The organism is Pseudomonas sp. Au-Pse12, assembly GCF_021341665.1.
GTDB lineage: Bacteria > Pseudomonadota > Gammaproteobacteria > Pseudomonadales > Pseudomonadaceae > Aquipseudomonas.
In genome coordinates, this window is sequence record NZ_JAJTTH010000009.1 from 170,988 (window position 1) to 185,136 (window position 14,149).

Annotated in this window: 14 protein-coding genes; 9 read left to right on the top strand and 5 right to left on the bottom strand. The window is 66.9% G+C overall.

What is annotated here, in order from left to right:
- Positions 1-104: 104 nt before the first annotated feature.
- The gene (locus tag LXM55_RS24135) at positions 105-632 is read right to left on the bottom strand and encodes a GNAT family N-acetyltransferase (RefSeq protein WP_233322673.1); all 528 of its coding nucleotides are present in this window, start codon (positions 630-632) and stop codon (positions 105-107) included.
- 186 nt (positions 633-818) lie between these two features.
- On the opposite strand from LXM55_RS24135, the gene LXM55_RS24140 reads away from it, so the two are divergent.
- Both LXM55_RS24140 and LXM55_RS24145 read left to right on the top strand, forming a co-directional pair.
- Entirely contained in the window at positions 819-2,312 is a 1,494-nt protein-coding gene (locus LXM55_RS24140) for a helix-turn-helix transcriptional regulator (protein WP_233322674.1), read from the top strand.
- 143 nt (positions 2,313-2,455) lie between these two features.
- Positions 2,456-2,743, top strand: coding sequence for a DUF1652 domain-containing protein (locus LXM55_RS24145; protein WP_233322675.1), 288 nt, complete (start codon positions 2,456-2,458; stop codon positions 2,741-2,743).
- A gap of 158 nt (positions 2,744-2,901) precedes the next feature.
- On the opposite strand, the gene LXM55_RS24150 is transcribed toward LXM55_RS24145, so the two are convergent.
- On the bottom strand, positions 2,902-4,296 hold the full coding sequence (locus LXM55_RS24150) for a sensor histidine kinase (protein ID WP_233322676.1): 1,395 nt from the start codon (positions 4,294-4,296) through the stop codon (positions 2,902-2,904).
- Positions 4,274-4,957, bottom strand: coding sequence for a response regulator transcription factor (locus tag LXM55_RS24155; RefSeq protein WP_011060869.1), 684 nt, complete (start codon positions 4,955-4,957; stop codon positions 4,274-4,276). Before LXM55_RS24155 ends, LXM55_RS24150 begins: the two co-directional genes overlap by 23 nt.
- Positions 4,958-5,125: 168 nt before the next feature.
- On the opposite strand from LXM55_RS24155, the gene LXM55_RS24160 reads away from it, so the two are divergent.
- From LXM55_RS24160 to hcnC, 5 genes are all read left to right on the top strand, one after another.
- Entirely contained in the window at positions 5,126-5,467 is a 342-nt protein-coding gene (locus LXM55_RS24160; protein ID WP_233322677.1) for a hypothetical protein, read from the top strand.
- A gap of 35 nt (positions 5,468-5,502) precedes the next feature.
- Positions 5,503-5,901, top strand: coding sequence for a hypothetical protein (locus LXM55_RS24165; RefSeq protein WP_233322678.1), 399 nt, complete (start codon positions 5,503-5,505; stop codon positions 5,899-5,901).
- 430 nt (positions 5,902-6,331) lie between these two features.
- Positions 6,332-6,649, top strand: a complete 318-nt coding sequence (hcnA, locus tag LXM55_RS24170; protein WP_233322679.1) for a cyanide-forming glycine dehydrogenase subunit HcnA — start codon at positions 6,332-6,334, stop codon at positions 6,647-6,649.
- On the top strand, positions 6,646-8,055 hold the full coding sequence (gene hcnB, locus LXM55_RS24175) for a cyanide-forming glycine dehydrogenase subunit HcnB (protein WP_233322680.1): 1,410 nt from the start codon (positions 6,646-6,648) through the stop codon (positions 8,053-8,055). Before hcnA ends, hcnB begins: the two co-directional genes overlap by 4 nt.
- On the top strand, positions 8,048-9,301 hold the full coding sequence (hcnC, locus tag LXM55_RS24180) for a cyanide-forming glycine dehydrogenase subunit HcnC (RefSeq protein ID WP_233322681.1): 1,254 nt from the start codon (positions 8,048-8,050) through the stop codon (positions 9,299-9,301). The genes hcnB and hcnC overlap by 8 nt, the downstream gene beginning before the upstream one ends.
- Positions 9,302-9,392: 91 nt before the next feature.
- Here the strand turns inward: hcnC and LXM55_RS24185 are convergent, their stop codons facing one another.
- Entirely contained in the window at positions 9,393-10,004 is a 612-nt protein-coding gene (locus LXM55_RS24185; RefSeq protein WP_233322682.1) for a glutathione S-transferase, read from the bottom strand.
- A gap of 333 nt (positions 10,005-10,337) precedes the next feature.
- A complete protein-coding gene (locus tag LXM55_RS24190) occupies positions 10,338-11,561 on the bottom strand; it encodes a multidrug effflux MFS transporter (protein WP_233322683.1) in 1,224 nt (407 codons plus the stop codon).
- Between the two features lie 92 nt (positions 11,562-11,653).
- On the opposite strand from LXM55_RS24190, the gene pdxR reads away from it, so the two are divergent.
- On the top strand, positions 11,654-13,123 hold the full coding sequence (pdxR, locus tag LXM55_RS24195; protein ID WP_233322684.1) for a MocR-like pyridoxine biosynthesis transcription factor PdxR: 1,470 nt from the start codon (positions 11,654-11,656) through the stop codon (positions 13,121-13,123).
- A gap of 82 nt (positions 13,124-13,205) precedes the next feature.
- Positions 13,206-14,126: a DHH family phosphoesterase gene (locus LXM55_RS24200; protein ID WP_233322685.1), complete on the top strand. Its 921-nt coding sequence runs from the start codon at positions 13,206-13,208 to the stop codon at positions 14,124-14,126.
- The last annotated feature ends 23 nt before the right edge of the window (positions 14,127-14,149 follow it).

The window sequence follows — 14,149 nt, forward strand, 5'->3', positions numbered from 1 at the left end:
AGTCGGCGCAGGGCCGGTGCCGCGTGTTCGGGCCTTGGCGGGCGGGGCGGACAAGGGAGAGGGCCGGGGCAGCAGAAGGCTACCCCTGGAAGGGCATCGGGCAATCAGGCCGGGCGTGGCAGGTCGCAGGCCATTACCCACATGCCGATCTGTTGCAGGTCGGTGCTGAACGGCACTTCGCTGATCTGCTGCAGCCCGGCGCTTTCATAAAAGCGCCGGGCGCCGCTGTTGCTCTTGAGCACGTCCAGCCACAGGCAGCTCTCGCCGGCGGCAGCGGCGCGCTGCAACACCTGCTCGAGCAGGCGCCGGCCATGGCCCAGGCCAGCCTGGGACTTGAGCAGGTAGATCTTCTGCAGTTCGGCCCCGCGGCGGTCGCTGCCGGGAACCGGCCGGGCCCAGTTGAGCTTGGCGAAGCCGATGGGTTGCTGCTGCGGGTCCAGGGCCAGCAGCCACAGGTGCTGGTCGCGGGCCGCCAGGGAGGCGGCGAGGCGGGCGGGGGAGAAGTCCTGGTCGAGAAACAGTTGCAGGCCGTCAGCCGTCCAGATCGAGGCAAAGTGCTCGCGGTAGGTGGCGCAACCTATGGCTTGCAGCGCGTCGATATCATCACTGTCGGCTTCACGGATGGTGATCATGCTTCACTCCTGGTGGGCGGTCGGACCGGCGCAGCAGCTTAACCCCGGGTGCATGAAGGCTCCAGTGTCCCGCCGCCTGCGCACCAGAAGCCGGGCACCCTGGCGAGCGGCCGTGGTCGTAGTTGCAGTCGCCTTTTTCCGGCGCGTGGCCAGGGCGCCGCGCCGCCGGGTCATTCTGGAGATGCCATGAGCCAGGCCGTACTTGCCACCGAAACCAATCGCCGTCAGTTGCAGCAGATCATCGCCGGCCTGTCCGACGGGGTGATCCTGATCGAAACCGACCAGGCCCGCAGCCTGCTCTGGGCCAACGAGGCGGCGCTGGCCATGCACGGGGTCGCCGCAGTCGAGCAACTGGGCGGCAATGTCGGCGAATACGCCCGACGCTATGCCTTGCGCTACCGCAACAACCACCCGCTGGCCCTGGACAGCTACCCGATCAACCGGGTGGCCGCCGGCGAGCGTTTCAGCGACGTGGTGGTCGAAGTCCAGGCCGAGATCGACGGCGAACCCCGGCAGTGGGTGCACCGGGTGCGCAGCATGATCCTCGAAGATCGCAACGGCGCGCCGGAATCCCTGGTGCTGATCCTCAGTGACGCCACCGACTGGGCCAGCGCCGAGCAGCGCTTTGAAAAGACCTTCAATGCCAATCCGGCGCCCGCGGTGATCTGCCGCCTCAGTGACCTGCGCTACATCAAGGTCAACCAGGGCTTCCTGGAAATGACCGGTTATGCCCGTGACCAGGTGATCGGCCGTTCGGTGTACGAGCTGGATGTGCTGGAAGACGCCGAGCACAAGGACCTGGCCGTCGAGCGCCTGGGGCAGGGCGCGACCATTCCACAGATGCAGGCCGAGCTGCGCTTGCCGGACGGCGGCAGCAAGCTGGTGATCGTCGCCGGCCAGCCCCTGGACATCAGCGACGAGGACTGCATGCTGTTTTCCTTCATGGACCTGGAGCCACGGCGCAAGGCCGAGATCGCCCTGCGCCAGAGTGAGGAACGGTTCGCCAAATCGTTCCGCCTGACCCCGGTGCCGACCCTGGTGTGCAGCGCCGAGCAGCAGATCGTCGATGTCAACGAAGCCTTTCTCGGCACCTGCGGCTACAGCAGCGAAGAATTGCTGGGCAAGACCGTGCAGGACATCGGCTTTATCGCCGAGCCCCGGGCGGCCGAGGCTTTGTTCGGCCGGCTGGAGAAGAGCGGCAACGTCATGGGCCTGGACCTCAGGGTGCGCAAGAAGGGCGCCGAGCAAGTCGACTGCGTGGCCTATGCCGACACCGTGAGCATCCAGGGCCGCCCCTGCTACCTGCTGGTGCTGATGGACATCAGCGAGCGCAAGCGCTCCGAGCAGGAACTGGTGAGCGCCATCGAGGAAGTGATGCGCGACGCCTCCTGGTTCAGCCAGACCCTGATCGAAAAGCTCGCCAACGTGCGCAACACCCGCGGCGCTGAGGCGCCCGCGGTGACTTCCGCCGACCTGACCGCCCGCGAGCGCGAAGTGCTGGGGCTGATCTACCAGGGGCTGGCCGACAAGGAAATCGCCGCGCAACTGCGCCTGGCCCCCAACACCGTGCGCAACCACGTGGCCACCCTTTACTCCAAGCTCGATGTGCACAGCCGCGGCGAAGCGATTGTCTGGGCCCGGGAGCGCGGGCTGTTTGTCGGCACGGCCAGCAGTCGGTGACGCTGGAGCTGGTGCAAATGCACCAGTGCAACCCGTGCAAATGCGCCTTCTGTGCGTGGCGGGTGTTTTTTACCCTGTGATCGGCCCCAGGTTCGTGCAGCGGGTCTGGGGCACCGCTCAACCACAGTACAAGGACAGCCCGCATGGGTGATGAACAGCACAAGGGCAGCATGACCGGCCAGGCGCCGGCGGTGCTGACCCAGGCGCAATGGCGCGCCTGTATCGAACAGCGCCTGGCGCCCCTGGCCTGCAGTTTCAGCCACGCCGGCGACGGCATCCTGACCCTGCGGGTGTTCGAGCCCGACAGCGGCCGGGTCGATCTGGTGGTCAGCGGGCTGCGCATCAAGTCCCTGCAGAGCGAGGCCGAAGTGTTGCGGCTTATCGATGAACTGCTCTACGAGCTGGACAGCAATTCCCTTGGCCAGCTGTAGCCGCTGCCGCAGGCTGCGAACGCTCTGGGCGGCACTGCGTCGCAGGAGACGCGGCGATTTGAAGCCCGCTAGAGGTTCGTCGGGGAATCGCCAGGCAAGGTCCTGCGGACCTTTTCGCAGCTTCGCGGGCTCAGCAGCGGCTACAGGGACGGGGTGGGTCAGTTTTCGGTGATCAGGCTTGGCCGGCAATCCAGGCTCAGGCGCGCGCCGCCGCGTTCGCTGCTGCCCACTTCGAGCTTGAAACCGTGCAGGCTGACAATCGCCGCCACGATCGACAGGCCCAGGCCAAAGCCGCCCTGGGCGTTGTTCTCGTCGACCCGGTAGAAACGCCGGAACACCGCCGCCCGTTCCGCCGGGGGAATGCCGGGACCGCTGTCCAGCACTTCCAGGCGCGGGCTGCCGCCATCGTCGAGGCCACGCAGTATCACTTCGCCGCCCGGCGGGGTGAACTTGATCGAGTTGCTCAGCAGGTTGGCCAGCGCCTCGAACAGCAGGGCGCGGTCGCCGGTCAGGCTGGGCAGGCTCGTGGGCACCTCCAGCACCAGGGTCAGTTGGCCTTCCTCGGCCAGCGGCAGGTAGAAGTCATGCAGCTCATGCAGCAGGGGCAGGGGGTCGAGCACCAGGAAACCCGAGCGCCGTTGCTGGTCCTCCAGTTCGGAAATCCGCAGCAGGCCGCGAAAGCGCGCCATCAGGGTGTCGGCCTCGGCCAGCAACTGGTCCATCTGCAGGGCCTGGGGTGAACCTTCCTCGGCCTGTTGCTGCAGGCGGTAGAGCTGGGCCCGCAGGCGGGTCAGCGGGGTGCGCAGGTCGTGGGCGATGTTGTCGCACACGCCCTTGACCTCATGCATCAGCCGCTCGATGCGTTCGAGCATGGCGTTGACGATGGCCGCCAGCATGTCCAGTTCGTCGCGCCGGTCCGACAGCGGCAGGCGCCGGGTCAGGTCGCCGGCGACGATGGCCTCGGCGCTGGCCTGGATCTGGCGGATACGCCGCAACGGCCGGCGGCGCAGCAGGTGCCAGCCGGCGGCGCCGGGAATGATGGTCAGGGAAATGCCCCACAGCAGCGCGTGGAGAATGATCCGGGTCACCGCGAACAGCGAGCCGTTGTCGCGCACCAGCACCAGCCAGCGGCCGTCGCGGGTGTGGGTGGCCACCGCGTCGCAGCTGTCGCGCGGCAGGTTCGGGTCGTCGGAGTCGATGCAGTTCTTCAATTCGTGGATCGTGCCGTCCAGGGGCAGGTCGTCGGGGATCAGGCGGATCGGCCCGCTCAGCGGCCGGCGCTGTTCGTCGAACAGACCGTAGGCGTCGATGGCGCGCATGTCGAAGGTCATGCTGGTGGCCAGGGCTTCCACCAGCTGCTCGCCCTCGAAGCGTGCGAACAGGTGCTGGCGCTGCATCAGCGAGTGCTTGGCCAGGCTGTCCAGGTAGGTCGAGACTTCGTAGTACAGCACCCCCATGAGGATGCAGCTCCAGGCCACGAACAGCGTGCTGTAGAGCGCCAGCAGGCGGCTGCTGGAGGAACGCCAGCCCTTAGAGGGGTTCAGCAATGACATAACCCGAGCCTCGCACGGTGCGGATCAACGGGGTCATGCCGGGCGGGTCGATCTTCTTGCGCAGGCGGCCGATGTGCACGTCGATCAGGTTGGTCCCCGGGTCGAAGTGATAGCCCCAGACCTCTTCGAAGATCATCATCCGCGAGAGGATCTGCCCGGTGTTGCGCATGAGGAATTCCAGCAGCTTGTATTCGGTGGGCAGCAGGCTCAGCAACTGGTCGGCGCGGGTTGCCTCGCGGCTGATCAGGTTCAGTTCCAGGTCGGCCACCCGCAGGCTGGTATCGAAATCCTTGACCGTGTTCTTGCGCCGCAGCAGCACCTCGACCCGGGCCGCCATCTCGTCGGAGGCGAAGGGCTTGGTCAGGTAGTCGTCGCCACCGGCGCGCAGGCCGCGCACCCGTTCATCGACATCGGAGAGGGCGCTGATCATCAGGATCGGCGTCGACACGCCAATGGTGCGCAGGGTGGTGACGATGGCCAGGCCGTCCAGCTCCGGCAGCATGCGGTCCAGGGTGATCAGGTCGTAGTCGCCGCTCACGGCGCGCACCAGGCCTTCGCGGCCATTGTCCACCCAGTCCACGTCGAGGCCGTGGCTGCTCAGTTCGGCGACGATCTCCCGGGCCGTCACGGCGTCGTCTTCGATGGTCAGAATGCGGGTCATAGGTGTTACCTGCTTAGCGGTTCGTGACACAGGCGGGCATTTTGCCAAGAAACCGCCGGCGGGATTCTAAAAAAACTTTCATCTAGGCGCGGGGCTGGTCGGCGTCCTGCGAGTCAGGGGGGCTGAAGCTTGATATCATCCGGCCACTTTTTGCCAGGAGGCGTCACCATGAGTGCCCTGACCCGGGTCGGCTGGAAGCCCTTTATCGCGGTGTGCCTGATGCTGCTGTGCAGCGCGGCGGCGCAGGCGGCCAATCAACCCTGCTCCGGAAGCAAAGGCGGCATCGCCCGCTGCGATGGCGAGCTGTTCCTGTGCAATGACGGCTCCATCAGCGGCTCGAAGAAAAACTGCGCGCTGATGTTCGGCCAGCGTTCCTCCACTCCCCGCGCCGAGCCACTGCTGCGCGATGCCCAGGGCTGCACCTGCGGCAGCGGCAGTTTCTGCACCGGGCCGCGGGGCGGGGTGTACTGCCTGACCCCCAGTGGCAACAAGAGCTACAAGCGCCGTTAGGCTGTATCGGAAATTTTTTGGACAAGGTTGTCGCGATGAAAAAAACGATTCTTTGCAAGCGCCTGGGGCTGTTGCTGTTGGTGAGTCTGCTGCTCAACAGCGTAGTGCCGATGCTCACCAGCGTGCCTACGGCGATCGCCATGTTCGATGCCAATCCGAAGTACAGCTGGAGCCTGTTGCTGGATATGAGCACCAGGATTACCCAACTCACCCTGGTGACTACGATCATCCCCGGGCTGCTGCTGATAGGCGGCCGGCGTTTCGGTGCCTGGACAAGCCTGCCAATGTGTGTTGTGCCCCTGGCGCTGGAGCTCCCGGCCATCGTTGCAGGGCAATTCCTGTTGGCCTACTGGCTGTTCGCGATGCTGTTCCGCCTGGCCTGGCTCAAGGCCCGGGATCTGTATTACTACCTGCGGGCCAAAGACCAGGGGTGATTCTTACCGAGTGCCCGCCACGAAAGCCTCTGCTCGGTCAATTGCACGATCCAGGATATTTTCCATGCGCTCATTACTGCTGTGGTTCCTCGGTGTGCCGCTCCCGGTGAATATCCTGATCTCCATCTTCATGCGCTGACACCCCGTCTCCGACACCGTTTTCCTGTTGTCCATCCGCCGCTGCCGGTGCCTGCCGACAGCCGTTTTTCGCTTGCCGCTCGGACCCATTCGAGCGTGCCTGGGCACTGCGTTGGTGCGCTCCGGCGTTTTGCTTGGCCCAGATCAATATTCCTGTCGGACAAAAGCACTAGATTGGCCCGCGCTCGGTTCTGACAGAGTTTTCGGAACCGCGGTGTTACCACGTCCTTGCCCCAGGACTCTGGACGGCAGGATGCCGGCAACCCCACTTACTTCTCACGGATGAACCGCAATGCGTCAGATAGACCGCAACTTCGATATTCAGCCGCTGCAGCATGCGGACATGACCATCAGCCTCAACGGCCAGCCGGTCACTGCCGCCCTGGGTGAAACAGTTCTCAGCGTGATCCAGGCCACCGGCCTGCGCCAAGTGGCGCGCAACGATCACGGGCAACTGGTCGGTGCCTACTGCGGCATGGGCGTGTGCCATTGCTGCCTGGTGCAGATCGACGGCCGGCACAAGCGCCGTGCCTGCCAGACCCTGGTCAAACCGGGGATGCAGGTGCAGACCCTGAGCAACCGCATCAGCGAGACGGAGCCCACGTTATGAGCCATCACCCGGTGATCGTCGGCGGTGGGCCGGCGGGCATGGCCGCGGCCATCGAACTGGCCGCGCACGGGGTGCGCAGCACCCTGATCGAAGAAGCTTCGCGCCTGGGCGGCGTGGTCTATCGCGGGCCGCTGCGCGATGGCGTGCAACTGGATTACCTGGGGCCGCGCTACTGCGAAATGCTGGCCAAGCTGCACGGCGATTTTTCCGATCACGAACAAATGATCGACGTGCGCCTCAACAGCCGCGTGGTCGGGGCCGAGGGCACCCACAGCCTGGTGCTGCTCGATGGCGAGGAGCAGGTGCAACAGGTCAGCTACGGGCAGCTGCTGCTGGCCGCCGGTTGCCATGAACGCAGCGTGCCGTTCCCGGGCTGGACCCTGCCCGGGGTCAAGTTGCTGGGCGGCCTGCAATTGCAGATCAAGAGCGGGGTGGTCAAGCCCCAGAGCCCGGTGGTGATTGCCGGAACCGGCCCGTTGCTGCCGCTGGTGGCGTGCCAGCTGCATGCCTCCGGCGTGCGCGTGGCGGGGGTCTACGAGGCCTGCGCGCTGGGCAAGATCGCCAAGCAGAGCCTGGCCATGCTCAACAAGCCGCAGCTGTTTCTCGACGGCCTGAGCATGCTCGCCTACCTCAAGCTGCACGGCATCACGCTGCGTTATGGCTGGGGCGTGGTTGAGGCCCAGGGCCAGGACGCCTTGAGCGTGGTCACCGTGGCGCCTTATTCCAGCGACTGGCAGCCGGACATGGCCAAGGCCGAGCGCATTGCCGCCCAGACCCTGGCGGTCGGCTATGGCTTCATTCCACGCACCCAGTTGAGCCAGCAGATGGGCCTGGACCACAACTTCAGCGATGACGGCTACCTGCGCGCCAACGCCAACGCCTGGCAGCAGAGCAGCGAGCCACACATTCACCTGGCCGGTGACATGGGCGGCATCCGTGGTGGCGAAGCGGCCATGCTCAGCGGGCGCATCGCTGCGCTGTCGATCCTCATGCAGCGCGGCGTGCTGAGCAACGAAGCGGCCCTGCAACGGCGTCAGGGCTACGAGCGCAAGCTGGCGTCGATCCTGCGTTTTCGCGGCGCGGTGGACCGCTACACCGCGCGTGGCGCCGGGCAGGTAGAGCTGCCCAAGGGCGACACGGTGATCTGCCGTTGCGAGCACACCACCCGCAACGACATCGAGCGCGCCCTGAGCCAGGGGGTGCAGGACATGGCCAGCCTGAAAATGCGCACCCGGGTGAGCATGGGCGACTGCCAGGGGCGCATGTGCGTGGGGTATTGCAGCGACCGCCTGCGCCAGGCCACCGGCCGCAAGGACGTGGGCTGGATCCGCCCGCGCTTCCCCCTCGACCCGATTCCGTTTTCCGCGTTCCCGCCATCTGACCAGGAGGTCTCCCAGCATGAGTAAGTATTACGACGTGGTCATTGCCGGTGGCGGTGTGATCGGCGCGTCCTGCGCCTACCAGTTGTCCAAGCGCAAGCACCTCAAGGTCGCGCTGATCGACGCCAAGCGCCCCGGCAACGCCAGCCGCGCCTCGGCTGGCGGCCTGTGGGCCATCGGCGAGTCGGTGGGCCTGGGCTGCGGGGTGATCTTCTTTCGCATGATGTCGGCCAACCGCAAGCGCGAGGCCCAGGGTTCGGCGGTGGTGGTGGACTCCAGCACCCCGCACATCCTGCCGCAGTCGTTCTTCGACTTCGCCCTGCAATCCAACGAGCTGTACCCACGCCTGCACCGCGAGCTGATGGGCCTGCACGGCATGGACTTCAAGTTCGAACAGACCGGGCTCAAGTTCGTCATCTATGACGAGGAAGACCGGCTGTACGCCGAGCACATCGTCGGCTGCATCCCGCACTTGTCGGCCCAGGTGCGCTGGCTCGACCAGGCGGCCCTGCGCGCCGCGGAGCCCAATGTCAGTCATGAAGCCCAGGGGGCCCTGGAGTTCCTCTGCGACCACCAGGTCAACCCGTTCCGCCTGACGGATGCCTACACCGAGGGCGCACGGCAGAACGGCGTGGATGTGTACTTCAACACCAACGTCACCGGGGTGCTGCACCAGGGCAGCCGGGTCAGCGGCGTGCAGACCGCCGAGGCCGGGCTGTTCCACTGCTCGACCTTGATCAACGCCACCGGCGCCTGGGCCGCCGACCTCAGCCTGCAGGCCACCGGGATCGAGATTCCGGTGAAACCGGTGAAGGGCCAGATCCTGCTCACCGAGCGCATGCCCAAGCTGCTCAACGGCTGCCTGACCACCAGCGACTGCTACATGGCGCAGAAGGACAACGGCGAAATCCTGATTGGCAGCACCACCGAGGACAAGGGCTTCGACGTCAGCACTACCTACCCGGAGATCAACGGCCTGGTGCAGGGCGCGGTGCGCTGCGTACCGGAGCTGGCGAACGTCAACCTCAAGCGGTGCTGGGCGGGGTTGCGCCCGGGTTCTCCGGACGAGCTGCCGATCCTTGGGCCGATGGACGGGGTCGAGGGTTACCTCAATGCTTGCGGGCACTTCCGCACCGGCATCCTGACCTCGGCGATCACCGGCGTGCTGCTGGACAAACTGGTGAACGATGAAGCCCTGCCACTGGACATCACCCCGTTCCTGGCCCAGCGTTTCGCCACCGCCCCGGTGAAAAAACAGCCCGAACCGGCCTGATCGCCCGCACCAGGGCCCGGCTTGTCGTGGGCGCTGGCGTTTTCAATGGCGCCACAAGGCTTGCGGGCGGCGGTGGTATCGGGTTGCGCGGTCAGGTGGCGGGGGTGTCGAGGAATACCGGCAGCTGTTCGGCGTACTCGGCAAAACCGCGCACCGCCGGGAACTGCTCGGGGGTGAACTGGTCCGCCACCATCATCTGGCTGAAACTCCAGGCCACCGCCAGGCTGATGCCGGCCTGGCTCAGGGTTCCATCCCGGGGCAGCGGCCGCTGCTGCAACTCGCGCTCCAACTCGGCATAGGCGGCCTGCAATTGGCCGCCGATCCGCTCCAGCCAGGGGCCGTGCTGTTTTTCGGCCGGACGCAGGTTTCTTTCGTAGACGATCTGCACCGATTTCTCGCAGGCCGCCAGGGCCAGGCCGATCAAGCGCAACTCATGCAAACGCTCCGGCAGGGCCGCGGGCATCAGGCTCCGTTGCGGGCCGGCCAGGGTTTCCAGGTAGTCGAGGATCAGGCTCGAATCCATCAGCACTTCACCTCCGTCGCAGACCAGGCTTGGCGCCTTGACCACCGGGTTGATGGCCTTGAACTGCTCAAAGGTGCTGAACACCGAGATCGAGTGGTGCTCGAAGGGCAGGCCCAGGCTCTTGAGGCTGATGGCGACGCGGCGCACATAGGGTGAATCGAGCATTCCAATAAGCTTCATCACGTATTTCCTTGTCTTGAACGGCACAACGGATGGGAACGGCGCGGCTAATGTAGCGGCATTGAATCGGCCTTGCACAGCTCCTTGCCATGGCTCGGCAGCGGCTACGGGCCAATGCCGATCGGGAATAGGTGTAGCCGCTGCCGCAGGCTGCGAACGGGCTGGGCGGCACTCCGTCGAAGGGCCGCAGCGCTCTTGAGGCCGCTGCGAGTTTGGCTGGAGATCGTCAAGCAAGGTCCTGCGGACCTTTGCGCAGCTTCGCGGGCTCAGCAGCGGCTACAGCCATGCAGGTAATCGGCGACCGGCAGGTTGCGCGTCGCGTTATCACAGGTGCTAGGGCTGCCGTGGCCGCAGGCACCACCAGACCAGGCCCAGGGCGAGGCTGGACAGGCCGGTCAGGGCCTGCAGCGAGCCGGCCGGGTGGTCCGCCAGCCGGCTGGCGAGCAAGCCGCAGCCGGCGGTCAGGGCCATCTGGATAAAGAAGAACAGCCCCGAAGCGGTGCCCGCCACCGCCGCATAGGGTTGCAGGATCGCCAGCTGGCAGGCGGGTATCGCCAGGCCCACCGAGCACATCAGCGGCAGCATCGGCAGGACGATCGCCCACAGGCTGTCGGGCCACAGGCTGCGAGCGAGCAGCAGCAGGCCGGCGCCCGCCAGGTTCAACAGGCAGGCCCGGGCTATCAGGCGGTCGGCGCCGTGGCGCGCGCCCAGGCGCTGGAACAGCCGCGAACCCAGCAGGTAGCCGGCCACGGTGGCGGCGAATACCAGGGCGTAGGCCGTGGGCGACAGCCCCAGCTGGCGTTGCAACAGCGCCGACGATTGCAGGATGAAGGGGAAGTAGGTGCAGTACAGGCAGCCGATGGCCAGGGAATAGCGCATGAAATAGCGCTCGCCCAACAGGCGCAGGTACAGGCGCGGCAAGTGTTTGCCAGGCACCGGGGCGAGCTGCGGCGGGCGGGTTTCGGCAAGCCGTTTGTACATCAGCAACCAGGCCGCCGCGGCCACCAGGCTCAGGCACAGGAACAACCCGCGCCAGCCCAGCAGGTGGTCGATCAGGCTGCCCAGCGGCGGCGCCAGCATCGGCGACAGGGCAATGCCCATGGACAGCAGCCCGAGCAGGCGCGGCTGCTCTTCGGGCGCGCAGCGGTCGCGGACCATGACCCGGCCGATCAGGGTGCCGCAGCAACCGCCCAACGCCTGCAGCAGGCGCGCGGCCATCAGCATTTCGACGCAGGTGGCGAGCATGCAGGCCAGGCTGGCCAGCAGGAACAGCGCGGTGCCCGCCAGCAGCACCGGGCGCCGGCCATAGCGGTCGCACAGCGGCCCGCCCAGCAGCATCGACAGGGCGTAGCCGAGCATGTACAGGCTCAGGGTCAGTTGCAGCTGCGCATCGCTGGCCCGCAGTTGGTCGGCCATGGCCGGCAGCGCTGGCAGGTACAGGTCGATGCTGATGCGCGGCAGGCAGACCACCACCAGCAGCAACAGGGTCCAGAGCCAGGGGGCGAGGGGGCGTGCAACAGCGATGGAGCGGGGCGGGGCGTCGGCAACCGGGGGCATGGCGGGCTCGGGGCAAGTGGGTACGGCGCTGAAATTAAGGTCTTTATGGTTTAATGCCGAGCACCGTTTAGAGCCCGTTTGACTGGACCACTATGAGCCGTGGAAAACACCCCGTGCCCCTCGACCTGCCACTGCCCATGGAGGGCGCTCAGGGCAAGCAGGACAGTGCCTACGCCGCGTTGCGCCAGGCGATCCTGGAAAAACGCCTGCCGGCCGGCTGCCGCTTGCCTTCGACCCGCACCCTGGCCCAGCGCTGGGGCCTGTCCCGGGGCACCCTGGAAGTGGTCTTCGACCGCCTGCGCAGCGAAGGCTACGTGAGCCGCACCAGCGGTTCCGGGACCCGGGTCTGCGCGGTGGTGCCGGATCTTTACCTGAGCGCCCCGGCGGCGGTTGCGGCGCCCGCCGCCCGTGACCTTGAACCGCCGTACCCGCCGCTGGGCGTGCGTGCCGGCCAGCCCTTTGTTGCGCGGCTGGCTGACCCGGCGCTGTTTCCCCTGCAGCACTGGACCCGCTCCCTGACCCGGGCCCTGGGCAGTGCCTCGGCGCAGTCGCTGTGCGACGCCGACCCCGGCGGGCTGCCGGCGCTGCGCCAGCAGATCGCCGAGTACCTGGGGCAGCACCGGGGCATCGCCTGCCATGCCGGGCAAGTGATGATCACCACCGGCATCCGCCATGGCCTCGACCTGCTGGCCCGCAGCCTGCTGCGCCCGGGTGACAAGGTGTGCCTCGAAGACCCCGGCTACCTCTCGGCCAAGGATCTGTTTGCCCTGGCCGGGGCGCGCCTGGTGCCGATCCCGCTGCAGGAGGAGGGCATCGACACCGAGCGCCTGCAAGAGCACCGCGATGCACGCCTGGTCTACGTGACCCCGGCCCACCAGGCGCCTTTGGGCATGACCCTGCCGGTGTCGCGGCGCCTGGCCCTGCTGGAATGGGCGCGGCACAGCCAGGCCTGGGTGGTGGAGGACGACTACGACAGCGAATTCAACTACCAGAGCGCGCCGCTGGCAGCCCTCAAGTCGCTGGACCGGGACGACCGGGTGATCTACTGCGGCAGCTTCAACAAGACCCTGTTCGCCGGCTTGCGGGTGGGCTTTATGCTGCTGCCCGAAAGCCTGCGCCCGCGCTTGCTGGCGACCTTGCAGAGCACCGGGCGCTCGGTCGGGGTGATCGAGCAACTGGCCCTGGCCGACTACATCGCCAGCGGCGCCTTCCTGCGTAACCTGCGGGCGGCGCGTCAGGCCTATCAGGAACGCCGCGACCTGCTGCTGGCGATCCTCGCTCGGGAGGCGCCGGGCTGCTACCGCATCAGCGGCCAGCAGGCCGGGCTGCATCTGCTCCTGGAGCTGCCACCGGGCAGCGACGAGACGCGCTTTCGCCAGCACGCTGCCGAGCAGGGCCTGCTGCTGCAGGGGCTGGCCGAGCACTGCCAGGCGGCGCGCCGGCCGGCGGCGGTGATCATCGGCTACGCGGCCCTGAGCCTGGCGCAGATCCGTTTCAGCGGATCGCAGCTGGCGGCGCTGCTGGTGGCCGCGGCGCGGCAGGCGCAAGAGCAAGCGCGCTGAGCATGGGCTGTCATCTGCCTGTCATGTGGCTCGGGCACCCTCGACGCTCCGGCCTCGGGCCTTTGTGGATTACACGGACGTCATGATCATTGTCACCGCCGGCGCGGCCTATCTGGATATCGACGCCTACGCCGGCTGCATCGCCTACGCCGAATTGCTCAACCTCAGCGGCCGCCCGGCCCGGGCCCTGGGCAGCGCGCCGCTCAACGAGAGCATTCCCCAAGGCTTCAGAGACCGCCTCAAGGGCCTGGACAGCCACGTCCCCGAGAGCGCCGATCAGTTCGTCCTGGTGGACATTTCCAACCACCTGCACCTGGACCCGCTGGTGGACCTCGCGCGGGTGGTGGAGGTCATCGACCATCACCCGGGGTTCGAGGCGTTCTGGGACGAGCGCCTGGGCAAATACGCGGATATCCGCCCGATCGGCGCCGCCTGCACCCAGGTCTATGAGCGCTGGCGCGACGCCGGCCTGCTGCCGCGGATCAGCCGCGACAGCGCGCAATTGCTGGCGGCGGGCATCCTCGACAACACCCTGAACTTCAGCGGCCGCAGCTGTACCACGGCCGACCGCCAGGCCTATGCCGCCCTGGCCGCGCATGCCGGCCTGGGGCCCTGGTGGCCCGAAGCGTATTTCCAGCAATGCCAGCAGCAGATCGAAGCGCAGTTGCCCCAGGCCCTGCTCAAGGATTTGAAGGTGCTCGAAGCGTCCAGCAACCTGCCGCGGCGCTTTGCCCAGCTCACGCTGTGGCAGGGCGAGGGTCTGCTGGCGCGCCAGCGCCGCCTGATCGAGCAGGTGCTGGGGCAGTGGGGCGATGACTGGTTGCTGAACCTGATCAGCCTCAGCGAGGGCAGAAGCTACCTGCTGACCGGCAGCCCGGGCAGTGCCCGCAAGCTTGAGCGGCTGCTAGAGTGCAGCGCCCAGGACGGCGTGCATTGCCTGGCCCGGCCGATCCTGCGCAAGGAGCTGCTGCGCAAGGGCCTGGCTTTGCAGGCGGTGCCCTGAATCAACCCAGGGGGTGGCGCAGG